Raw genomic sequence first — 23,052 nt, forward strand, 5'->3', positions numbered from 1 at the left:
AGCACACCCTGCAGAGAAAACCATCACAACAAGGAGCAACCGTGTCTTTCATTTCCAAGTACCTCAAACACCGCCGTCAAATTGTTCAGGCCTGTATGGCTGTGGCTCTGGGAAGCCTTGCCGTCGGCGCTCATGCACAGGCCAAATATCCGGATCGCCCGATACGTCTACAAGTGGGTTTTGCTCCCGGAACGGGGCCTGACATTCTGGCGCGCACCCTTGCCAGGGGCATGGCGAGCCAACTCAATGAACAGGTGGTCGTTGAAAACCGTACCGGCGCAGGCGGGCAGATTGCAGCCGCTAACGTTGCGAAGGGCGCTAAAGATGGCTACAACCTGCTGCTGGCAGATGTTTCCGCTATCACCATTGCACCTGCCGCATTCACCAAGATCGGCTATGACCCGGCCAAGGAACTGATTCCGCTCTCCGAAGTCGCCAAAACAGATTTTGTCCTTGTCGTGCCAGGTACTTCTGCGGCCAAGGACGCGCCAAGCTTCATGAAAATGGCAGCAAGCAAGAGCGGAAAGGTTGATTTTGGAACCTTCGGCGCGGGTAGCCCAGGTCATTTTGGCGCGGTCATTCTGGGTCAGATTGGAAACTTTCCGCTGGAAACCATTCATTACCGGCAAACAGGCGATGCCGTCACGGCCACCATCGCTGGTCAGATCGATGGCATCCTGATGTCCACACCGCTGGCCATGGCGCAAATCAAAGGTGGCAAGGTGAGAGGCTTGGCCACCACGGCACCCCAGCGATCCACCCTGTTGCCAGAAATCGCAACGTTTGCCGAGCAGGGCTACCCCAAGGCCGACTTCTCAGCCTGGTTCGCGGTTTTTGCCCCCGCCGGCACATCTGAGCCCATCATGAAGCTTCTCAGCGAAAAAGTGGCGGCGTCGGTCAAGGATCCGGAAATCCAGAAAACGCTGATCGAAGCTGGCTTCTCCGTGACCGGTACGAGCCGCGATGAGGTGACCCGAATGATCGCCGGCGATTCGCAGCGATGGAAAGCGGTAGTGGAAGCCTCGGGGTTCCGCGGTGACAATTGAACCTGGATCCGGCAGTTGACCGCTTGCAATCTTCCGGAAAGCCTCATGAACACTCGAACTCGATGCTCCGATCACGCTCACCCTTTAGGTGAGAGCGCTACGCACCCGATCAGGCCGCCCTCGGGCACGCTGGCGGCGTTGCTCGTTCTTGCAGGCACGAGCCTGCCGCGTCCTCACGTCTTGCCAGCGCACCCGATGACGACCTGCTCGGGCGCGTCCAACTGCCGGATCCAGGTTGAACCTGAAAACCGCAGCTGACCGCTCGTGATCCTAATGAAAGCCGCAGGCCTGCCGTTTCCAGGTGGGATCACTTTGTCCGCTGTCGAAGTTCGCACTAACGCCGAATAGTCCGTGCGGCAACTGCCGCGATGGCGATCCACACGGCAAGCCGCAGGATCATGGCGGCCATTGTGCGAACTTCGTAGGCCCCGCCGCGCCACACATGCCAAAGAAAGGCGGCGAAGACCATGGCCGTCGCCGCTGCAATGCCGACGGACAAGGCGGTTGCCCAAGTCGCCCCACGCCAAAGGCCCAGCCCTGCCAGCACATAGGCGAACCCGATCGAGAAGTTGAACCACAGCACGAATGGGACCACCGCACCCATGTCGACGTTGCCGAAGAGTGCGCGACCTCCCGAAAAAACTGTCGCGACGCCAAAGAGCACGGCAACACCAGCGGCGATGGATTGGCTAAGCGGTCGTGCGGTCATGGCAGCCCTCGGAGGCAGGACACTGGATTGGTTCGGGAAATATAGCAGGTAGCAAGCTTTCAGTAGATCCGCTCATATAGGCTGATGAAGCCGCCTGTTGCACTTTGCAACGATGAAAATCATGCTGGGGGTGATATGGTCCGGGAATGTTGCCGCAGTCTGTCTTGAACCTTCGACTTTCCTGCTTCGCCACCACATGGCGACCTGCTCTTGCTGTACGTGCTGCCCGGAATGCGTTGGGCCTCGCGCTCATCGTAGTACTTTCAGCCTGCGCTATTCGGCCGATCGGCCCAACTGCACCTCCTGTTCGCACCACTCCCTCCAAGGTGCCTGATCGTCAGCCCGAATTGGCCGCATTCAGTGCTCAACTAAGTGGCCGCAATGCGGTGCCTCGTAGCAACAGCGCCGGGCAGGGGACGATTGTGGCGGTGCTCAATCGCAAAACTGGATTGTTACGCTGGAAGCTCAGCTTCGACGGGCTGAGTGGTCCGGTGCGTGCTGCTCATTTTCATGGCCCTGCTATGGACGATGAGGTCGCGAGCCCACTCGTCGCGCTGGGTCAGCGGGGCATCATTAGCCCCAGTGAGGGTCGGGCCGTATTGACGCCCTCCCAGCGGGCCGATCTGCTGGCCGGCCAGTGGTATGTGAACCTGACTACCGAGCGGCATCCCGAAGGAGAGATTCGGGGCCAGTTAATAGAAAAGTAGACCACGACTGGTCCACTAGTGCGGTCGATCAGTCGTAGTGGGGTAGCCGACAAGTACTCGCCATATTGACCTGTGTTTTCCAAGCCTAATGCTGCTCCCGTCAGCACCAAGACGGCAAAAAAAGTAAACTGTAAGGTTATTCCGAAAATGCCCTTGTGAACGCCACCATCGACGTCTCCTTCTTCCCGCGCGACGCCAAGCCGCTTTCCAGTTACAAGCCGTACTGGGCCAAGCGCTTCGGTACCGCGCCATTTCTGCCCACGAGCCGGGCAGAAATGGACGCGCTCGGCTGGGATTCGTGCGACGTAGTGCTCGTGACCGGCGATGCCTATGTTGATCATCCGAGCTTCGGCATGGCGGTGATCGGGCGGGTGCTGGAAGCCCAGGGCTTTCGGGTGGGCATCATTGCGCAGCCTGACTGGCAGAGCAGCGAGCCATTCAAGGTACTCGGTCGGCCCAACCTGTTCTGGGGCGTGACAGCCGGCAACATGGATTCCATGATCAACCGCTACACGGCTGATCGCAAAATCCGTAGCGACGATGCCTACACCCCCGGCGACGTGGGCGGCAAGCGGCCTGATCGGGCTGCCATTGTCTATAGCCAGCGTTGCCGCGAAGCCTACAAGGATGTGCCTATTGTCCTGGGTGGCATCGAAGGAAGCCTGCGCCGCATAGCGCACTATGATTATTGGAGCGACAAGGTCCGGCGCTCCATTGTGGTTGACAGCAAGTGCGACCTGCTGCTTTACGGCAATGCCGAACGTGCCCTGGTAGAAGTGGCGCACCTGCTGGCGCGCCGCGAACCAGTGGAAAACATCACGGACGTGCGCGGCACCGCCTTTGTGGCACGCCATGCGCCGCAGGGGTGGCTAGAGTTGGATTCCACCGAAGTGGATCGGCCCGGCCCCGTCGAGGCGCACCTGAATCCCTACCAGACGACCAGCGAGCAGGCGGCTGCACAGGGCAGTACCTGCGACGCCGAAGCGGGTCGGAAAGCGCCAAAGAATTCTGGCGAGCAACCCTTGCGCTTTGTGCCGCAAGCCGCACGTACGCCCACTGCACAAGCCACAAACACGGATTTCCGCCCGGTGCGTGCACGCACCGTGATTCGGCTGCCCAGCTATGAGCGGGTAAAGTCTGACCCCGTTCTCTACGCCCATGCCAACCGGGTGCTCCACCTCGAGACCAACCCGGGCAATGCGCGGGCGCTGGTTCAAGCGCATGGGGAGGGCACCACCGCGCGCGATGTCTGGATCAATCCCCCGCCCATTCCGCTGACCACGGCCGAAATGGATTATGTGTTTGGGCTGCCCTATGCGCGCAACCCCCACCCTCGTTATGCCGACGCACGGGGCCGACACGACGGAGAAACGAAAATCCCCGCATGGGAGATGATTCGCTTCTCGGTGAACATCATGCGCGGCTGTTTTGGTGGTTGCACTTTCTGCAGCATCACTGAGCATGAAGGCCGCATTATCCAGTCGCGCTCGGAGGAGTCGATCGTCCGCGAGGTCGAGGAAATGCGCGACAAAGTGCAGGGTTTCACCGGCATCGTGAGCGACTTGGGTGGACCCACGGCCAACATGTACAGACTGGGCTGCCGCTCGCCGGCCATTGAAGCTGCCTGCCGTAAGCCCAGTTGCGTCTATCCTGGCATTTGCCAGAACCTCACGACCAACCACGACCCGCTCATCAGCATCTACAAGAATGTGCGCAAGCTGCCGGGCGTCAAGAAAGTTTTGATTGGTTCGGGTCTGCGATACGATCTGGCAGTCAAATCGCCAGCGTACGTGAAAGAACTGGTGCAGCACCACGTGGGCGGCTACCTCAAGATTGCGCCGGAGCATACCGAGGAGGGGCCGCTGTCGAAGATGATGAAGCCGGGCATCGGCAGCTACGACCGCTTCAAGCAGCTTTTCGATAAGTTCAGCAAAGAGGCGGGCAAAGAGCAGTTCCTGATCCCTTACTTCATTGCCGCGCACCCAGGCACGACCGATGAGGATATGCTGAACCTCGCGCTCTGGCTGAAGAAAAACGGCTTCCGGGCTGATCAGGTGCAGGCGTTCTACCCTTCGCCCATGGCCACTGCTACCACCATGTATCACACGGGCCTTAACCCTCTCAAGGGCGTGCACCGTGATGAACGCGCGGAGAAAGTGGACACCGTCAAGGGTGAGCGCCGCCGACGTTTGCACAAGGCTTTCCTGCGCTACCATGACCCCAACAACTGGCCGCTGCTGCGCCAGGCGTTGAACGAAATGGGTCATCCCGAGCTGATTGGCAACAGCAAGCATCACCTCATTCCCACCTGGCAGCCGGTAGGAGACACAGGGTATCAGTCGCCTCGGCGCAAGAACTCGACTGTGGCAGCGGCGCCGGTGGCGACCACCCCAGCTACAAACAAGGCAAGGCGCCAGGTCCCGGCACAACCGAAGCGAGGCGGCATGCTGACCCAGCACACAGGCTTGCCACCGCGCCGAGGGAAGTAAGCCTAATCGTCTACCGGGGCCTGGTGCTCACGTGTGAGTTGTTGCTGCACGGCGGGAGGCGCCACTTCATAGTGTGCCAAGGCCAGTGCATAGCGTCCTTGTCCCGATGTCATGGCATTCAACCGGCTTTGATAGTCAGCAAGTTCCGCCATCGGGGCTTGGCCGGTGATGGTTACTTGGCCGAGGCGGTCGCTGTCGGTGCCGCTGACCATGCCGCGCCTGGAAGACAAATCACCTGTGATGGCACCCATCGCGCTTTCAGGCGCTGTGATCTGTATTCGCGCAACAGGCTCCAGAACCACTGGCTTGGCTTCGCGAATGGCAGACTGAAATGCCCGCTTCCCAGCAGTCACGAACGCGATTTCCTTGCTGTCGACTGGGTGGTGTTTGCCTTCGTGCACGATCACACGCACATCTTGCACGGGAAAGCCTGCAATGACGCCTTCGGCCAGAGCTTCTCGTACGCCTTTTTCTACCGCGGGCATAAATTGCCCCGGGATGGTGCCGCCCTTGACCTGATCAACAAACTCGAAACCGGCACCCCTCGGCAAAGGCTCCACCCTCAGATGGACTTCGCCAAATTGCCCGGCGCCGCCTGATTGCTTCTTGTGCCGGTACTGGGCAGCTGCGGGGGCGGTAATGGACTCCCGATAGGCGATACGCGGCGGGCGCGTAGCGACGTCAAACTTGTGTACGTCCCGCAACCGCTCCAGAAGCGCTCGCAGATGGAGTTCGCCCAGCCCGTACACCACAGTTTCATTGGTGATGGGTAAATGCTCAATGCGCAGGCACGGGTCTTCAGACACTAGCTTGGCGACGATTTCCCACATGCGCTGTTCATCGCCCCGGCGCTTGGGTTCAATGGCGATCCCGTGCACGGCCACCGGGAAAGGCAAGGGTTTGAGGTGTATGTTGTCGTCCTCTGGTGCATCATGCAGCACGGCGTCGAAGTGCAGATCGTCTATCTTGCCAATGGTGCAAATGTCCCCCGGCCCTGCGCTACCGACCTCAATGTGGTTCTTGCCCTGCTGCAAGAATAGATGGCCCACCTTGAACGGCTTGCGCTTGTCGCCGATGTACAGTTGCGTGCCCGGCGTGATCGTGCCCTGGTGGACTCGCACAAAGGCCAGCTTCCCGACATAGGGGTCTATGCTGATCTTGAACACGTGGGCTAGAACATGAGCCGCCGGATCGGGCTGGGCGTGCATTACCCGGAAAGCAGATTCAGACCGGGAGCCAGAGCCAGGGGTGCTACTTGCGTTACCTCGGGAGCCCTTGTCAATGAGAAATTCCGGTGGGTTGCCCTCGGTGGGGTTGGGAAGCAGCTTGACGATAATGTCGAGCAGTTCGGCCACTCCGGCTTCGCTGCGCGCAGACACAAAGCACACCGGGATCAGGTGTCCTTCACGCAACGCGCGCTCCAGCGGTGCGTGTAGCTCACTCGCGTCTACATCGCCTTCGTTCAAGTAGCGGTCAACGAATTCGCCATCAACCTCCACCACCTGTTCGACCAGTGCACGATGGGCATCGGCCACGTCACCAAAATCGCTGTGCCCCTCTCGGTTGTAGAAACAATCCACCACCTTCGTGGCGCCGGCATCGGGCAAGTTCAAAGGCAGGCATTTCTTGCCGAAGGCTTGTTGAATGTCGGTCAGCAGCGAAGGAAGGTCGGCATCCTGAGCATCAATCTGGTTGACGATGATCAGGCAGTCGAGTTGCCGCTCGCCAGCGTACTCCAGCATGCGCTGCGCCATGGGTTCGATGCCGGAGGAAGCATTGAGCACAATCGCTGCCGTTTCCACGGCCTCCAGGGCAGCTAGGCTTTGCCCGATGAAATCCACAGAGCCCGGCGTGTCGATGAGATGAATTCGGCACCCCGCGTGAGTCAGGTGCATCAACGACGACTGCAGCGAATGCTGCGCCTTGACCTCCAGTTGATCATGGTCACTCACGGTGGTGCCGCGTTCCACGCTGCCGTGTGTCGTAATGGCGCCGGTGTGGTGCAGCAAAGCTTCGGCCAGCGTGGTCTTGCCGCTCGCGGCAGGGCCGACCAAAGCCAGGGTGCGGACAGCCTGAACGGATTCGTGTGCTGCGACGGGCATGGTTCGTGTCTCCTTGGCAGAGATTAACGGTGTGCCGGTCGATGCACAAGTGGTTTTATGAAGTTGGCTTGTGCTCAGTCCAGCATCTCAAAGTCAATGAACCCGCGCTCAACGTTCGTTGATTGCAGTTTGGCCCGCACCTTGTCTCCCACTTTCACTTCAGTGCCGCGCGCCACCAGCAGCTTGCCTTCAGCCGGCGGCGAAAAATGCGCATCCAGGTGTTTCCATTGGAGGCACCAGTGATGACACCATCGAACACCTCGCCAATGCGGGATTCGAGCAGCATCGCCGCCTCGGACTTCCTGAGCCGCCGCTCAACCTTGTTGGCCGCGTCTTCCTGCCGAGTGCAGTGCGCAGCCAGGTATTCAAGCTCGCTGTCGGTATACGGGGAGGGGCCGTTGGAGAGGGTGGCTTTGAGCAGGCGGCTGGTAATGAGGTCGGGAAAACGTCGGTTGGGGGCTGTGGAGTGGGTGTAGTCGCGCACGGCCAGTCCGAAATGGCCGATCTTGGGGCCACCAGGGCGCTCTACCACATACTCGCCGCGACCCATCAGTTTGACGATCACCAACGACAGATCAGGAAAGCGCAAGGGATCACGCCGGCGCTGCTTGGCTAAAAATTCCTCCAGCGCACGCGAGTCGGGCTCGGTTGGCAGCGTTTCGCCATATTCTGCAGCCACTTCTGCGATGCGCGCCCACCGCTCCGGGGAGCGCACCACGCGGCGAATAGAGCCGCGGTGTCTGCTGGCCAGGTAGCGCGCTGTCACGCCGTTGGTGGCGACCATGAACTCCTCGATCAGCTGGCGCGCATAATTTTGTTCCTGCTGGCGGATGTCGACGACCTGATCACCCTCGAAGACGGCACGAGGCTGGAAGGTTTGAAACTCCAGCGAGCCTTGTTCGCGCCGCACGGCTCGCAATTGCTGGGCCACGGAATGCTGCGTACGCAACTGCTGCTCCATGCCCGGTACTTGGGCGGCAGCTTCTGGCAACGGCGCTTTTGCATCAAGCCAGGCAGATACAGCGTCATAGGCCAGCTTGGCCTTGTTGAGCACGCGTGCCCGACGGATGCTGGCGCCGGCCATCGTGCCATCGGGCTTGAAAAGCATTTCAGTGACGGTGGCCACCCGGACTTCGCCCGGATTGAGCGAAGTCAGGTCCGTGGAGAGCTTCTCGGGGAGCATCGGAAAGATCCGTGCGGAGGTGTAGACGGAAGTGGTGTTCGCCTCGGCGTGTTGATCGATCGGCGTATTCTTGCGAACCAGGGTGTCGACATCCGCTACCGCCACCAGGATCTTGATCTTGCCGTCCGGTAGCAGTTCACTGACTGTGAGCTGATCAAGATCGCGAGAGTCGTCGTTGTCGATGGAGCACCACAGCAAACCAGTCAGATCGGGAAGGCTTTCTTCTCCATCAGCTTCGTCGCTGTTGATGGCTTCAAGCTGACGCAGCGCGGCATTGGAGAACTCCGGCTTCAAACCACGCTCGCGCATGGCGGCTACGGCCAGTTCGGCCAATTCTTCTTTCTGGTGAGGGTGCAATGGCATGAGGGCTTTCAGAAGATTGCTTCGCGGCCAAGCTGCGAGTTATGAGCCATCTTAAAGGTATCAGATGATTCCGCCATGCACCTCTGTTTACCACCTCACTCCAACGTAAAGAGGGGTATGTCGTGTTTAATCGCCAACGCATCCAGTTGCCCCCGCGTCTTGGTGGCTGCCCATCGCTCGATAGCGTGACGTGTTTCAGGCGCGAAAAGCGCCTCCATGTTGGCTGCGGGCACACCGACTAGCTTGCACAAGGCAGCAGCGAAGTGCGGCTCCAGGGCGGCGAAGGCTACACGCCCGTCTTTGCATGCGTACACCCTGTACCCAGCATGCGCGCCGCCCACGGTTCCGGTGGCCTGCGTCAAACCCCATGTGCGTGGCAGTGCGAGCCACCGTGCCGCGTCAGAGAGTGCGATTTCCTGACGGGTGCCTTTGCCGCTTGTTCTGGCGGTCAGCACGGCGGCCAGTACGGCTTCGCTACACATCAGGGCGCCTGCCATGTCCGCGAAAAGTGTGGCCGGAAGATCAAGCCCCGGCACTAGTCCGGCCTCTGCAAGATAGGTGAGGTCGTGCCCGGGCTCCTCCGCTCGCTTGCCCGGCGCGCCGACGATGGTCACCAGCGAAAGCTGAGGGTGGTGGGCCTGCAACGTCTTCCAGTCGAGCCCGAGCTTGGTCAAGGCTGAGGGGCGAAAGGAGGTGACCAGTACATCCGTACGGGCCAGTTCCCGATGCAATGCCAATTGGCCCTTCTCGCTCTTCAGATCTGCCGCCAGAACGCGAACCCCTTGATGCATGGCATCGTAGGCGTGGCGGGCATACTGACCCATGGGATCAGACGTTGAGGCGCCGGGCGGCTTGGGGGGCTCCACCTTGGTGCATTTGGCTCCCCAGCTTCGCAGCCGCATCAGGGCGGCTGGTCCGGGAAGGTTAAGCGCGAGGCTGGCAACGCGCACGCCTCGCAGGGGCTTGATTTTGGAAGGGCCGGTCATGCTGTCCTATTAAGCAAGGCCGGCCGCATTCATTCAGGGTTTGATTGAACCAAATTCCAGCGGCAGGCCAACGTAGTTTTCTGCGATTGTCCTCAATCCGCTTTCAGAATGCATCAAATAATCCAGTTCTGCGTTTTGGAACTTGGCGGTAATCGCTTCGTCATGCGGGAAGCGGTGCATCAATTGCGTGAACCACCATGAGAATCGCTCCGCACGCCAGATGCGCGCCAGGCATTTGCGCGAATAATCATCGATTCCCGCTTCGCTCTGGTCTTTATAGTATTCCACGATCGCATCAAAGAGAAACTTGACGTCGGTGGCTGCCAGGTTGAGGCCCTTGGCGCCCGTTGGCGGCACAATGTGGCCGGCATCGCCCGCCAGGAACATGCGGCCAAAGCGCAGGGGCTCGGTTACAAAGCTTCGCAGCGGTGCAATGCTCTTTTCAATCGAGGGGCCGGTAATCAGATCGCGCCGGCCCTTGTCATCAAGGCGAAGCTTCAATTCTTGCCAGAAAGCGTCGTCGGTCCATTCCTCGATCTTGTCGGTCAGTGGCACCTGAAGGTAGTAGCGGCTACGCGTGTGGCTCCGCTGGCTGCAAAGGGCGAAGCCGCGAGGGCTGTTAACGTAGATCAGCTCGTCGTTTACCGGTGGTGTGTCAGAGAGCAGGCCCAGCCAGCCGAACGGGTAGACTTTTTCGTATTCTTTGATCGCGCTTCTCGGGGCGCTTGCACGGCACACACCATGAAAGCCGTCGCAGCCGGCAATAAAGTCGCAGTCGATGCGCTCGCTCAGGCCGTCCTTCTCGTAAGTTACATAAGGTTTGGCCGTATCGAAATCGTGCACTTGCACATTCTGGGCTTCGTAGATGGTCGGCAATCCGACGCTGCTGCGGGCATCCATCAGATCGCGGGTTAATTCCGTCTGGCCATAGACCATGACGTTCTTGCCGCCCGTCAATTTGTTCAAATCCACACGGTGGCGTTCGCCGCCGAACAGCATCTCGATGCCGCCGTGAACCAGGCCTTCCTTGTGCATGCGGGTGCCTACGCCGGCCTCATCCATCAGATCAATGCACACTTGCTCCAGAATGCCCGCGCGGATGCGGCCCAACACGTATTCACCTGAGACCCGCTCGACGATCACGGCATCTATGCCGGCTTTGTGCAACAACTGGCCGAGCAGAAGGCCTGAAGGGCCGGCGCCGATAATGGCGACTTGGGTGCGCATGGGAATCTCCTTGTTTTGGTGGATGGGCAATCAACCGCTTAGCTTAGTTTGACCTGTCCGCCTGCGCCAGCGTGACTTTGGTCAATTGCGCGATCATGAGATCATGTGCGCGATAATCGCGCAATACTCACGCATATCCAGATGACCATAGCCCGCGCCGATACCATTGATGGCCTTGTCAAGGGGCTGGCTGTGCTTGAAAGCTTCGATACCGAGCGCCAGCGCCTGAATGCCACCCAGACGGCCGAGCGTGCCGGCTTGACTCGCGCAGCCGCACGACGCCACTTGCTGACCTTGGCGCACCTGGGCTACCTGGAAACCGATGGCAGCCATTATTGGTTGAGCCCGCGGGTGCTGCGCTTCTCCGGTGCGTACCTGGCGTCGGCCCGTCTACCGCGTGTCATTCAGCCGACGCTCAACAGGCTGGCGGCAGAAACGCAAGACGCCTACTCTGCGGTCGTGCTGGACAGCGACGAGGTGGTGATCGTCGCGCGCGGAGCCGGTGCGGGCCCAGTCACCCGGATGCTGGCATACGGAATGCACCTCGGCGCGCGCTTGCCTGCGCACGCCACATCCACAGGCCGGGTTCTGCTGGCTGCGCTGCCACAAGATGAATTGGCTGAATGGCTGGCGGGGCGGGTTTTGCCCAGGCTGACGCCACGCACCACCACCGGCCTGCGCGAATTCAAGGCGTTGCTGGCAGAGGTCGCAGAGAAAGACTATTGTGTTGCGAGCGAAGAGCACGAATTGGGCGTGCATGCGGTTGCAGTACCCTTGCGAAACCCGCAAGGCCGCGTGGTGGCGGCGCTGAACGTGATCGTTTCGCCAGGGCAGTTGCAGGAAACGTCCCAACTCGAAAGAGCGCTGGAGCGTCTGCGCAATGCGGCGCGGGAGTTGCGGCAGATGTTGTAGATAAGGGGAGGCTCACAGCGTTTCAGGCGTAGAGCGCCTCGATCTCTGGCGCATAGGTTTTGTAAATGCTGGAGCGCCGTACCTTCATGGTGGCGGTGACCTCGCCGTCGTCGTGATCCAGCTCTTTGGTGAACAGGTGGAATTTGCGAATGTGGGAAACCTGTGCGAGCCTTTGGTTGCCTGCATTCACTTCCTGCTGAATCAGCTCCCTGACGGCCGGATTTTCAACAAGCGACCGGAAGTGGGTGTAGGCAATGCGTCTGTTTTCGGCCCATTTTCCAACCGTTTCATAGTCGATTTGAATGAGCGCACCCACAAATTTGCGTCGTTCGGCCACCACAATGCATTCCTTGATGAAGGGGCTGGCCTTCATGGCGTTTTCGATCTCGGAGGGCGTGAGGTTCTTTCCCCCGCAGTGATCATGATGTCCTTGAGGCGGTCCACGATTTTCAGCTGCCCTTGTTCCAGGCGGACCACATCACCGGTGTGCAACCACCCGTTCTGAACAGCTTGCAGTGTGGCTTCGGGGTTCTTGTAATACCCCACGAACACCATTTCTCCTTTGACCTGAAGTTCCCCTGATTCACCGATGCGCCACTCGACGCCATAGGTGGGGGTACCCACGGTGCCGATGACCACTTGGTCGGGAGAATGGCCGGTGACCATGCCAGTGGTTTCAGTAAGCCCATAGACTTCCAGAAGCGGGACGCCGATCACACGGAAGAAGCGCACGACGTCCGGAGGAATGGGGGCCGCACCGGTAAGCGCCACGCGGGCCTTGCGCAAACCGGTGAAGTTTTGCAGGGCTCGCAGCACTAGCAGGTAACACAGCCCAAACTTGAGTTTCTCAGCCAGACTCCAGTCGATTCGCGGCTTGTTGGAGAATTTTTCGCAGGTGCGCATGGCCCAGTTGAAAATTCCTTGCCGAAGCGCGCCAGCCTCCTGGATCTTGATGCTGATGGAGGCATGCATCTTCTCCCAGATGCGAGGCACTCCAAGGAACATCGTGGGAGCGACTTCGCGGAGATCTTCTTGAACGGTGCGGATCGATTCACCGAAGTTCACCTGAGACCCAAGGTAAACGGGCACGAAGGTCGTGCACATCTGCTCGGCCACGTGGCACAGCGGGAGATAGGAGAGGTGAGAGGTTTCCACTGACAACCGCAACCTTTCTACAATACCGTAGACCACACCCCGCATGTTACGGTAGGAGATCAGTGCGCCCTTAGGCTTTCCGGTGGAGCCGGAGGTGTAGATCATGAGGCCCACGTCATCGAGTTGTTGGCGGGCCAGGGTTTTTTCGACTTGCTGCACGTCGCCTTGCGAGGCTCCCAGCCTTTCAACGTCCGCAAAGGTGCTGATCAGTGCACGGGTTTCCTCAGGGTAGTTTCGAAGTCCCTTGGTTTCGATGATGATGATTTTGCGGAGCCTCGGAAGCTCGTTCAGAGCCTCCAGGATTTTGTCTGTCTGTTCCTGGTCTTCGCAGACGACGATCTCGATGTCGGCGTGGCCGACCACGTAGGACACCTCAGAAGTCGGGCTGGTGGGGTATACGCCCACGGTGACGCCTCCGACCAGGCCGGTGCCCATCTGGGCCAATACCCACTCGATCCGGTTCTCCGAAAGCACGCCGACATGCCCATGCTCCGACAGGCCAAGCTGCTTCAATCCCATTCCGAATGCTCTGGCACGGTCGAAATATTGCGCCCAGGTGTATGGCGTCCAGATGCCAAAATCCTTCTGGCGGATCGCCACGCGATGGGCATCGGTGCGAGCCCGCTCGCAGAGCATCTGCGGGAGAGTGAGTTCAGGAAGCGGGGAGGGTTGCATAGGTCGGGGTTCGCCTGGATGGCCGGTTTGATGAGCGCCGTCTGGAAAACAGTTCAGGAAAGCCAGCGCTTGCGACGCTTGTAGTGCTTGAGTTCCTTGAAGCTTTTGGCCTCGCCATCGCCTTCCATGCCCAGATAAAACTCGCGTACGTCCGGATCATTGGCGAGGCGCTCTGCGCTTCCGTCAATCACGATTTTTCCGTTCTCCATGATGTAACCTTGATGCGCTACGGCGAGTGCGACCGTCGCGTTCTGCTCGACCAGGAGCATGGAGGTGCCCGCCTCCGAGTTGATGCGCACAATGATTGAGAAGATGTCTTCGACCAGCTTGGGAGATAGTCCCAGGGAAGGTTCGTCCAGCAGCATCAGCTTGGGTTTGGCTATGAGTGCCCTGCCAATGGCCAGCATCTGCTGCTCGCCGCCCGAGAGGTACCCCGCAAGCCCCTTGCGGCGCTCATACAGACGCGGAAAAAAGGTGTAGACCATGTCGAAATCCGGCTTCACGCCTGAGCGCCCGCTGAGCGCGTAGGTGGCTGCCACCAGGTTTTCCTGTACGGTGAGGTCACCGAAAACCCGGCGGCCCTCCATGACGTGCGACATCCCTGCCCGGACAAGCGCCTGCGGTGCATGCTGGTTGACGGGCTCACCTGCAAATAGAATGCTGCCTTGCTCCAGCTCGGCATCATCGATTTTCAGGAGACCCGAAATCGCCTTGAGCGCCGTTGATTTGCCGGCGCCATTACTGCCCAGAAGGGCCACGATGCGCCCACGCGGCACGACTAGCGAGAGTCCTCGCAGCGCCTGTACCACCTTGTTGTAAACGACCTCGATGTTGTTCACCTCGAGGACAATATCCGCACCACTGTGAGCCATCGCGTCAGTCGCCATGTCTTACAGGGCAATCCAGTCTGAGGCGGCTACCATTTTTTGTGCTTTCATGTCGGCCCTGTAGACGCGCCCGACGGGAATGGAGTTGCCCTTGATGGTGATTGGGGTGCCGATGATGCCGCCCGTATCGAAGTCCTTGATACTGTTCAATGCCTCTTTCAGGTTCTTGCCGTTCAGCTCCTTGCCTGCGTCAAGCGTTCTCTTGGCAGACTCCACAAACAGCATGGTGGTTAAAAAGCCCTGGATGTAGGCCGTGCTCTGGTACTCGGGGCGCATGTTGCGGATCTTCTCGAGCATCGGGGCTTTTTCCGTGTCGTAGTAGTAGCGGAACGGCATGACGCCCATGAAGCCGTCAGCACCTTCGCCCATTTTCATGACGGTGGAGCTGTCCATGGTCCAGAAGGTGCCCATCCATTTGCTGGTCATGCCTTGCTGTTTGCCTTGCTGAATGAACTCAGGAATGGGCGCCAGGATGTAGCCATGGAAGATGGTGTAGTCTGGTGCCGCCCGGCGTAGCTTGATGACTTCGGTCGACACGTCCACGCTGCCCGCAGGCGTCATGATCTTGACCGGAACCGATAGCCCCAGCTTCTTGGCTGCGGCTTCACTTTCATCTATAGGGTCGCGCCCGAACTCGGAGTCTGAATAGACAAAAGCTACCTTGGCGCCTGGTTTTTCCTTGGCAATGTGCCGCAGGAGAATCGTGAACATTTCGGTGTAGTCCGGGCCTACGAGGAACTGCTGGGGGTATTTCTTGGGGTCGTTCAGTTCGGTGGCAAAGGATGCGCCCGCCATCAAAATTTCGCCAGTGCGCATCAGCTCCGGGTTGATGGTCTTGGCGAAGCCAGTGGAGTCGCCGTAGTAGAGGTGTACCTTGTTCTGGCTGATGATCTTCTTGTAGGCCGCAACCGAAACATCGACCTTGTAAGCGGTGTCTTCAGGAACGTAACGGAGCTTGCGCCCTTTGATGCCGCCGGCATCATTGACGATCTTCACGTAGTCGGAAATGCCTGCGTTGATGCCTACGCCCGCGAACGCGAAGACGCCGGTCATGGGAATGGAACCGCCGATCACGATGTCGTCATTGCGGCCTTGCGCCTGGACGAGCAAAGGAGCAGCAAGGCTGGCACCAGCGGCGGCCACCAGGGTTCTGCGGCGAAGGGATGGGGTTGCTGAGTTCATGATTGTCTCCTTCTCGGTTAAAAAACGGGGCATGCGCGTTCGTTCCTGTTCAGTTGCGGAACGGCCAGAGGTGGAAGAAGCGGCGAATGCGCCGCCATATTTCCGCCAGGCCGTGGGGCTCGAACACAAGGAATCCAACAATGAGCAGACCGAACACAATGGTCCGAATGGGCGACAGGTACACCGTCATTTCGTTTCCACCCGGCAGCGCATCTACTACAAACTTGAGAAGCTCGGGGACCATGGTCATGAACAGAGCACCCAGGATGCCGCCAAGAATGCTCCCCATGCCACCGACGATGATGGCGGCCAGGAAAAAGATGGACATCACCAGTGGGAAGCTTTCCGGCGTGACCACACGGAAAAAATAGGCCCACAGGCCACCTGCCACGCCCGCATAGAACGACGAAAGGCCGAATGACATCAGCTTGTAGCGGAGCAACGGAATACCCAGGACTTCCGCCGAGATGTCTCGGTCGCGAATGGCAATGAACGCTCGCCCGATGCGTGTGCGCAACAGGTTGGCCGCTCCGAACAGCATAAGAATGGTGACCGGCATGATGACCCAGTACAGCCGAAACGAGGTGTCCAGCGGCAACCCGAAAAAAGACGCCGGTTGAACACTGAGGCCGCCGGTGCCCCCGGTGAAATCAAAGTTCGCGAACAGGAAGTGCGCTATGAAGGAGGCAGCGATGGTCACAATGGCCAGGTAGAGGCCTTTCACGCGCAGCGACGGAATTCCCACCACAATGCCGCCCAACATGGCTACCACCCCACCGGCCAGAATATTCAGCAGGAAGGGCGTGCCCAGCCGGGCCTGCATGATCGCTACAGTGTAGGCACCCAGTCCCATGAACGCGGCTTGGCCCAGGCTCACCAGGCCGGTGTAGCCCGTGAGCAAGTTCAGGCCTGTGGCGCTCGCGACGTTGATGCTGACCAGACACGCGAGGTAGAGCCAGTAGTCATTCGCCACGAACGGGAAAATCAGCACCAGCGCAACAGCTACCACCAACCAGATTTTTTGTGTCTGGGAATCGAAAAGAGCCGCGTCGGCTACGTAGGTTTCCTTGAAGGTTCCAATTCTCATGAGGTGCGCCTGCTGCTCAAAGTCTTTCGATGTCGCGTGTGCCGAACAGACCATAAGGCTGCACGAGCAGAACCGCCACGAGAACCAGGAATGTGGCCAGCAGCTTGTACTCACCACCCAGGTAGGCGCCGGCGAGCGCTTCAACCAGTCCGATGAGCAAACCGCCCAGGAGGGCGCCTAGAACACTGTCGAGCCCGCCCACAATGACCACGACGAGGACGGATAGCCCGAAGACACCCATGGTTGAGGAAATGCCTCCGATTGCCCCGACGATGATCCCGGAGACGGCCGCGATCATGGCCGCGACGACCCAGGCTAACGAGAAAACGCGCGGGACATTGATGCCCACCGCATAGGCCGCCGCCTGGTCGCTTGCGGTCGCGCGAAGGGCCACGCCGCCCCGCCAGAAACGAAAGAGCAGCAAGACGACGGCAATGAACACGATGGCTGTGATGGCGCCCCAGAACACCTTGGGAGCCAGAAACGCATCTCCCACCATGATCGGTTGGGAGGGCATGAACTCAGGCAAGCGCCTTTGGTCGCCGGACCAGATGGTTTCCACGAGACCGGCCAGCACCGAGGCCAAACCAACCGTCACCATGAATGCCGAGATGGGGGGGCGCCCGAGCAACGGCCGGATCATCGTTTTTTCGACGATGGCCCCCAGCAGTCCGCAGCCAAGCATGGCTGCTGGAATGGCGGCCCAGATCGGCAGGGCGAGCATTGATGCAAAGGTGAAGAACAGATACCCGCCTATCATCAGGAGCTCGCCAATGGCGATGTTCACCACCCTGGTAGCCTTGTAGACGATCACGAAGGCCAGAGCCGCCAGCGCATACAGACCGCCACCGGCAATGCCGGTGAGCGCCACTTCAAACAGGTAGCCCCAATCCATTACGCCACCTCCTTGGCAATGCCGGCGTGCAGCTTGCGGCGAAGCTCGCCGACATCGCCAGAGCCCATGTAGGCGCGGTTCACTTCGGGGTCTGCCTGGACTTCCGCAGGCAGGCCCTGCGCGATGACTTGACCGAAATTCAGCACCACGACGTGATCGGACAGATCCATCACCATGCCCATGTCGTGCTCGACCATGAGCACCGTGACACCCCATTCCTCGCGAACATCCAGAATGAATCTGGCCATGTCTTCCGTTTCTTCACGGTTCATGCCGGCAACAGGCTCATCCAGGAGTAGTATTTCAGGCTGCATGGCTAAGGCACGCGCCATTTCGACACGCTTTTGAAGCCCGTACGGTAGCGATGCCACGGAAGCGTTGCGTATGTGGTCAATCTCCAGGAAGTCGATGATCCGCTCTTCGATTTCCCGGCGCAGCTCGGCTTCCTCGTTCCGTGCGCGCCCCATGTAGAACAGCGCCTCAAGTACGTTGGTCTTTAGGCGTGAGTGACGCCCCAGCTTGATGTTGTCCAGCACGGTCATGCCGCGGAACAGGGCGATGTTCTGGAAGCTGCGACCCACCCCGAGTTTTGCTCTCTGGTGCGTGGGCACGCGTGTGATGTCTTCCCCCTTGAAGAGTATGTGCCCGCTCGTTGGTCTGTAGAAACCCGACACGGTATTGAAAAGAGAGGTCTTCCCGGCGCCGTTCGGTCCGATCACGGCGGTAATGGAGTGGGGCTTCACGTCAAAGCTGACGTCTGCCAGCGCCCTGACCCCGCCAAAGGCGAGGGTGACGCCCTGAACCTGAAGAAGGGATGGGTGAGCCAACGGGGCTTGGCTGGCTGGATGCGGAGGTGGGCTCGAACTCATGCGCCGCACTTTCCTGGTAATGGGATGCCCGGGAAAATCGAGCACGCGGGTTTCAGCAGTGAATAGGGGGAAATGCCACTGCGAAATTTTTCGTTGCTTCGAGAAATCAAGTCGAATTTCCTCCGGCGTCGGCCAAGCTTGTATGCTCAGCGAAGATTAGCAACAGACTCTCAGGCAATTAGTCATCGCGAAGACAAATGGACAAAAACTTTGGCGGGGTTATCCCTGAGAAGCCGGCGCTGCCTGCCGTGTTTCGAGATTTGGAAGACCTTGTACTCCAGTCAGGGTGGACCAAAGGCCTCGAGCGGTCGGTGGTGGACCATGTGCTGGGCAGCATGCATGAGCGCTATGTGCCGACAGGTGGATTTGTGGCTCAATCTGGCGCCCCGGTTCAAGACTGGATTGGCGTGATCAGTGGGTTGGCAAAGATGTCGGTCACCACATCTGATGGCCGGCTTTCCACGCTGATTGGCGCGCCACCGGGAACCTGGTTTGGCGAAGGGTCGCTGATCAAGAGTGAAGCTCGGCGATACGACGTGGTGGCCTTGCGCCCTACCCGAATTGCGCTAATGCCGGCACGCATTTTTGAATGGCTGCGCGAGACAAGCATTCCGTTCAACCACTACCTGCAGCACCTGCTGAACGAACGTTTGGCCCAGTTTGTGGGCTTGCTGAAGAGTCAGCGCCTGCAGGGTACCGACGAGCGAGTGGCGCATTGCCTGGCGACTCTGTTTGACTCGCCCCTGTTCCAGGAACCCTATTTCCTTGAAGTCAATCAGGAGGAAGTGGGCTTGCTGGCGAATGTGTCTCGCCAGAGAGCCAACCTGGCCTTGAAGCGACTGGAGGAGTTGTCACTCATTCGGGTGGAATTCGGCGGCCTTGTCGTGCTCGACATGGCTGGGCTGAAAAGCTTTGGTCGCGAACCGAGCTAGTGTCCTGAGTTGTAAGTTCGTTGAAGAAACAAATCTGCCGAAATCGGTGTCAGGCAAGGAACAAAACGCAGTCATACCGATTGGTATCGCGAGGCTTTGTGACGCAGCATGGCGGCGATTGTCGGTGGATTTGTTCAACGAATTTGCAATTCAGGACACTAGTGCCCGGCCAAACGCCCTGTTAAACCCCCAGGTGTTGCTTCAGCAGTTCAGGCTGGTCGATGATTTCCTCTGAAGTGCCCTCAAACACCACCTGACCCTTGACCAAGATGACGTTGCGATCGGTTACTTGCGTCACTTGCTTCCAGTTCTTGTCCACGATGACGCTGCTGATGCCGCTTTGACGAATGACGTCGCAGATGCGCCAGATTTCCCGGGCGATCAGCGGGGCCAGGCCTTCAGTGGCTTCGTCGAGTATGAGCACGTCAGGGTTGGTCATAAGTGCGCGGCCGATGGTCAGCATTTGCTGCTCTCCGCCACTTAGTTGCTGGCCGCCATGATTCAAACGTTCCTTCAAACGAGGGAAAGTGTCCAGCACGCGCTCATAGGTCCAGTCGCGCTGGCCTTTAGTGCCGGGGCGGGCGGCCATTTTCAGGTTTTCAACCACGCTCAGGTTGCCGAAAATGCCGCGCCCTTCAGGAACGTAGGCTACGCCGAGCTGCGCGATCTCGTAAGGCGCCCGGCCGGTCATGGGTTTGCCCATGACCAGAACGCCTCCAGCGCGCGGCTTGACCAGCCCCATGATCGATTTGAGCAGGGTGCTCTTGCCCATGCCGTTGCGTCCCATCAAGCCGATGGTTTCTCCGCGCCGCACGTGAAAATCCACCCCGCGCAGGATGTGGCTGGCACCGTAATAGCTGTGCAGCCCGATGGCGCGAATCATTTCATCGGCATCTGGCCGGGCGACCGCCTGGTCCCAGGTCTTTCGCTGGCCCAGCGGATCGTTGGGGTCGTCAGGAAGATTGGCGTTTGCGTTGGTGGCCATCACTCTTCTCCCAAGGCGTTGGTGACCATCATTCTTCTCCCAAGTAGGCGGCCTGGACGCCGCGATCACTTCGGATGTCGGCAGGCAGGCCGCTCGCGATGACGGTGCCGTTCACCATCACGGTGAGATGGTCGGCCAGGGCGAAAATGGCGTCGATGTCGTGCTCCACCAGCATCATGGCGTGCCGCGACTTGATACGCAGCAACAGTTCGACCATGCGCTCGGCTTCCGCCACACCCATGCCGGCCAGGGGTTCGTCTAGCAACAGAACTTCTGGCTCGGTGGCCAGTGTCATGGCGATCTCGAGTTGGCGCTGCTCACCATGACTGGCCGCACCGGCAATCGTGTTGCGGCGGGAGGTCAGGCCGGCCAGTTCCAACGCGGCTTCCGCTCGCTCCTTGACTTTCGCATCGCCAGATGCGGTCCGAAACCAGCGGGCCGGATTCCAGGGCTGTTGCGTGGCACGAGACTGTGCCGCCAGGCGTACGTTGTCCCACACGGTGAAGGGCGGAAAAATGTTCGTCTTTTGGTAGCTTCGGCCGAGTCCCAGGCGCGAAATTTCTTCAGGTGCCGCCCGTGTAACATCATGCCCGCCCAGCACGATGCTGCCCGAGGTGGGGGGCAGGTCGCCGGAGAGCAGGTTGGTGAGGGTGGATTTGCCCGCACCGTTGGGCCCGATGACGACGTGGATGCGGTCGCGCCATAGCTCGAGCGAGACGTCATTCACGGCCGCCAGACCGCCGAACTTCTTGGTCAGGTTCTTGGCAGACAGCACGACTTCACTCATCGCCGGCTCCTTTGCGCTGCATGAGTTTTTGCAAGATACCTAGCAAACCACGAGGCGCAAAACAGATGACCAGCACAATGAACATGCCCATCCAGAGCTGCCAATGCTTGCCCACCCTGAAGTTGCCAATGTCTGGGAGGTCCTTGAACAGCTCCAGCATGAATTCGAATGCGAAGGCGCCGACAATGGCCCCGGCGAAGTTGCCCATGCCGCCGAGGATGATCATCATGATGACGTGTGCGCTTTGGTGGAACCCCATCAGCTCCGGGTTCACGAAGCCCGTCTGAGCACCCCAGAGGTAACCGGCGAGGCCGGCCAGTGCGCCAGCCAGGGTGAAAGCCGTCAGCTTGTAGCTGAAGCTACCAAAGCCCACGGCTCGCATGCGGTGTTCGTTCACGCGAATACCCGACAGCGCGCGGCCGAAGGGGCTCCACAGCAGGCGGCGAAGGAAGGCGTAAACCACAATCAGGCAAAACAGGGTGAAGTAGTAGAAAACGGTCTTGTTCTCAAGATCGAATAATCCCGCGTCAGGCCTGAAGTTGATGTAAATGCCGTCTGACCCGCCGAGCGCTCTGTTGTCGAAAAACAGGAAGAACACCATCTGGGCGAAGGCCATGGTGACCATGATGAAGTAGATGCCCTTGGTGCGCACGACAAAAAAACCGATCACCAGGGCAGCAGCGCCTGCCGCCAGCACGGCGACTGGCAGTGTCCACCACAGACTCACAGGTTCACCCTGCGGGGTGAGAAAGGCGAGGGTGTAGCCTGCAATGCCGAAGTAGGCGGCGTGCCCGAGCGAGACCAGTCCGGTGACGCCTTGCAGGAGGTCGAGGCTCATCGCGAAGATGGCCAGAATCATCATGCGCGTGACCATCTGCTGGTAGAACTCGCTGCCCACGAAGGGGAAGGCGGCCAGGGCAACAAAGCCCAAGGCCAGTACGACCTGGATGCCGCGCGGCAGGGTTTCGAGGTGGGATTTTGGCGCGCTCATTGCTTGAACAGCCCTTCAGGCTTCCATAGCAGCACAGCTGCCATCAACATGTAAACCAGCATGCCTGCTACCTGAGGCAGCAGAACCTTGCCAAACGTATCGACCAGGCCTACGAGCAGAGCGGCGATCAACGCACCCCGGACGGAGCCGATGCCGCCAATAACCACCACCACAAAGCACATGATGAGCACTTGCGACCCCATGTTCGGGTACACGCTGGAGACGGGGGCGGCGATCATGCCGGCCATGGTGGCCAGCGCCACGCCGATCGCGAAAACGACCGCGTGTATGAGCTTGATGTTGATTCCCAAGGATTCGGTCATTTCGCTGTTGAATGCACCGGCGCGGATCTTCATGCCCAGGCGGGTCTTGTTGATGAGCAGGTACAGGCACACGGCCAGCAGCACGCACACCCCCATCATGAAAAGACGGTACACGGGGTATGACTGGTTTTCGGTGAGGGTAAGCGAGCCGTTCAGGAGTGCGGGAATGGCCACGCCATGGACATCATCGCCCCATAGCAGGGAGCGAGCCTCTTCAAAGATGTAGATCAGACCGAACGTCAGCAAGACTTGGTCGAGATGATCTCGGTGGTAGAAGTAGCGAAAGAGCAGTCGCTCCAACAGCAGGCCGAAAGCGACGGAAAGTATGGTTCCAACAATGATGGCCAGTGTGAAGCTACCCAGCAACCCACTCAGCGAGTAGGCAAGGTAGGCTCCTAGCATGTAAAAACTGCCATGGGCGAGGTTGACCACGCCCATGATCCCGAAGATCAGCGTGAGCCCGGCCGCAAGCATGAACAGCAGCAGTCCGTACTGGACGCTGTTGAGCAACTGAATCAGAAAATTGGCGAAGTCCACGGAGTAGTCCGAGTTCTGTCAAA

At 59.4% G+C, this 23,052-nt stretch carries 21 protein-coding genes and 1 pseudogene; 6 read left to right on the plus strand and 16 right to left on the minus strand.

From position 1 onward, the window contains the following. Positions 1-41 precede the first annotated feature (41 nt). Together AAAK34_RS09570 and AAAK34_RS09575 are read left to right on the plus strand one after the other, a co-directional pair. Positions 42-1,046 (plus strand): tripartite tricarboxylate transporter substrate binding protein, encoded by a 1,005-nt coding sequence (locus AAAK34_RS09570; protein ID WP_231694956.1) that lies wholly within the window; start codon positions 42-44, stop codon positions 1,044-1,046. Positions 1,047-1,091: 45 nt separating this feature from the next. Continuing rightward, on the plus strand, positions 1,092-1,304 hold the full coding sequence (locus AAAK34_RS09575) for a hypothetical protein (protein ID WP_431777969.1): 213 nt from the start codon (positions 1,092-1,094) through the stop codon (positions 1,302-1,304). 76 nt (positions 1,305-1,380) lie between these two features. On the opposite strand, the gene AAAK34_RS09580 is transcribed toward AAAK34_RS09575, so the two are convergent. Then, positions 1,381-1,755, minus strand: a complete 375-nt coding sequence (locus tag AAAK34_RS09580; RefSeq protein WP_231694955.1) for a hypothetical protein — start codon at positions 1,753-1,755, stop codon at positions 1,381-1,383. 164 nt (positions 1,756-1,919) lie between these two features. Here AAAK34_RS09580 and AAAK34_RS09585 point away from each other — a divergent pair, with 164 nt between their 5' ends. Both AAAK34_RS09585 and AAAK34_RS09590 read left to right on the plus strand, forming a co-directional pair. Beyond that, positions 1,920-2,462, plus strand: coding sequence for a CHRD domain-containing protein (locus AAAK34_RS09585; RefSeq protein WP_231694954.1), 543 nt, complete (start codon positions 1,920-1,922; stop codon positions 2,460-2,462). A gap of 155 nt (positions 2,463-2,617) precedes the next feature. After that, entirely contained in the window at positions 2,618-4,951 is a 2,334-nt protein-coding gene (locus AAAK34_RS09590) for a YgiQ family radical SAM protein (RefSeq protein ID WP_231694953.1), read from the plus strand. A 2-nt stretch (positions 4,952-4,953) separates the two neighbouring features. On the opposite strand, the gene fusA is transcribed toward AAAK34_RS09590, so the two are convergent. The 5 genes from fusA to pobA form a co-directional block, all read right to left on the minus strand. Next, positions 4,954-7,053: an elongation factor G gene (gene fusA / locus AAAK34_RS09595; protein ID WP_231694952.1), complete on the minus strand. Its 2,100-nt coding sequence runs from the start codon at positions 7,051-7,053 to the stop codon at positions 4,954-4,956. 74 nt (positions 7,054-7,127) lie between these two features. Beyond that, positions 7,128-7,229 (minus strand): hypothetical protein, encoded by a 102-nt coding sequence (locus tag AAAK34_RS09600; RefSeq protein WP_431777970.1) that lies wholly within the window; start codon positions 7,227-7,229, stop codon positions 7,128-7,130. Beyond that, on the minus strand, positions 7,208-8,599 hold the full coding sequence (locus tag AAAK34_RS09605) for a ribonuclease catalytic domain-containing protein (protein WP_431777971.1): 1,392 nt from the start codon (positions 8,597-8,599) through the stop codon (positions 7,208-7,210). The genes AAAK34_RS09600 and AAAK34_RS09605 overlap by 22 nt, the downstream gene beginning before the upstream one ends. A 95-nt stretch (positions 8,600-8,694) precedes the next feature. Then, positions 8,695-9,585, minus strand: a complete 891-nt coding sequence (locus AAAK34_RS09610) for a CaiB/BaiF CoA transferase family protein (RefSeq protein WP_231694950.1) — start codon at positions 9,583-9,585, stop codon at positions 8,695-8,697. Between the two features lie 33 nt (positions 9,586-9,618). Continuing rightward, entirely contained in the window at positions 9,619-10,812 is a 1,194-nt protein-coding gene (gene pobA, locus AAAK34_RS09615) for a 4-hydroxybenzoate 3-monooxygenase (RefSeq protein WP_231694949.1), read from the minus strand. A 141-nt stretch (positions 10,813-10,953) separates the two neighbouring features. Here pobA and AAAK34_RS09620 point away from each other — a divergent pair, with 141 nt between their 5' ends. After that, positions 10,954-11,724: an IclR family transcriptional regulator domain-containing protein gene (locus AAAK34_RS09620; protein ID WP_231694948.1), complete on the plus strand. Its 771-nt coding sequence runs from the start codon at positions 10,954-10,956 to the stop codon at positions 11,722-11,724. Positions 11,725-11,746: 22 nt separating this feature from the next. On the opposite strand, the pseudogene AAAK34_RS09625 reads toward AAAK34_RS09620, so the two are convergent. The 6 genes and pseudogenes from AAAK34_RS09625 to AAAK34_RS09650 form a co-directional block, all read right to left on the minus strand. Next, a pseudogene (locus AAAK34_RS09625) lies at positions 11,747-13,554 on the minus strand (AMP-dependent synthetase/ligase). A 53-nt stretch (positions 13,555-13,607) separates the two neighbouring features. Next, positions 13,608-14,441, minus strand: coding sequence for an ABC transporter ATP-binding protein (locus AAAK34_RS09630; protein ID WP_231694946.1), 834 nt, complete (start codon positions 14,439-14,441; stop codon positions 13,608-13,610). Positions 14,442-14,444: 3 nt separating this feature from the next. Then, positions 14,445-15,623 (minus strand): ABC transporter substrate-binding protein, encoded by a 1,179-nt coding sequence (locus tag AAAK34_RS09635; protein ID WP_231694945.1) that lies wholly within the window; start codon positions 15,621-15,623, stop codon positions 14,445-14,447. A gap of 49 nt (positions 15,624-15,672) precedes the next feature. After that, complete coding sequence (locus tag AAAK34_RS09640; protein ID WP_231694944.1) at positions 15,673-16,710, minus strand: branched-chain amino acid ABC transporter permease; 1,038 nt, start codon at positions 16,708-16,710, stop codon at positions 15,673-15,675. Positions 16,711-16,726: 16 nt separating this feature from the next. Then, positions 16,727-17,605 carry a branched-chain amino acid ABC transporter permease gene (locus AAAK34_RS09645; RefSeq protein ID WP_231694943.1) on the minus strand — a complete coding sequence of 293 codons (879 nt, stop codon included), beginning with the start codon at positions 17,603-17,605 and terminating at the stop codon, positions 16,727-16,729. After that, complete coding sequence (locus tag AAAK34_RS09650) at positions 17,605-18,474, minus strand: ABC transporter ATP-binding protein (protein WP_231694942.1); 870 nt, start codon at positions 18,472-18,474, stop codon at positions 17,605-17,607. The genes AAAK34_RS09645 and AAAK34_RS09650 overlap by 1 nt, the downstream gene beginning before the upstream one ends. 197 nt (positions 18,475-18,671) lie before the next feature. Here AAAK34_RS09650 and AAAK34_RS09655 point away from each other — a divergent pair, with 197 nt between their 5' ends. Beyond that, on the plus strand, positions 18,672-19,406 hold the full coding sequence (locus AAAK34_RS09655; RefSeq protein WP_231694941.1) for a Crp/Fnr family transcriptional regulator: 735 nt from the start codon (positions 18,672-18,674) through the stop codon (positions 19,404-19,406). 181 nt (positions 19,407-19,587) lie between these two features. On the opposite strand, the gene AAAK34_RS09660 is transcribed toward AAAK34_RS09655, so the two are convergent. The 4 genes from AAAK34_RS09660 to AAAK34_RS09675 form a co-directional block, all read right to left on the minus strand. Then, positions 19,588-20,289, minus strand: a complete 702-nt coding sequence (locus AAAK34_RS09660) for a branched-chain amino acid ABC transporter ATP-binding protein (protein WP_231695177.1) — start codon at positions 20,287-20,289, stop codon at positions 19,588-19,590. A gap of 130 nt (positions 20,290-20,419) precedes the next feature. After that, positions 20,420-21,178: an ABC transporter ATP-binding protein gene (locus AAAK34_RS09665; protein WP_231694940.1), complete on the minus strand. Its 759-nt coding sequence runs from the start codon at positions 21,176-21,178 to the stop codon at positions 20,420-20,422. After that, positions 21,171-22,169, minus strand: coding sequence for a branched-chain amino acid ABC transporter permease (locus tag AAAK34_RS09670; protein ID WP_231694939.1), 999 nt, complete (start codon positions 22,167-22,169; stop codon positions 21,171-21,173). Before AAAK34_RS09670 ends, AAAK34_RS09665 begins: the two co-directional genes overlap by 8 nt. Continuing rightward, a complete protein-coding gene (locus AAAK34_RS09675; RefSeq protein WP_231694938.1) occupies positions 22,166-23,029 on the minus strand; it encodes a branched-chain amino acid ABC transporter permease in 864 nt (287 codons plus the stop codon). The genes AAAK34_RS09670 and AAAK34_RS09675 overlap by 4 nt, the downstream gene beginning before the upstream one ends. Positions 23,030-23,052 lie beyond the last annotated feature (23 nt).

The sequence above is a fragment of the Ottowia caeni genome, assembly GCF_050821495.1.
Taxonomy (GTDB): Bacteria; Pseudomonadota; Gammaproteobacteria; order Burkholderiales; family Burkholderiaceae_C; genus Ottowia; species Ottowia caeni.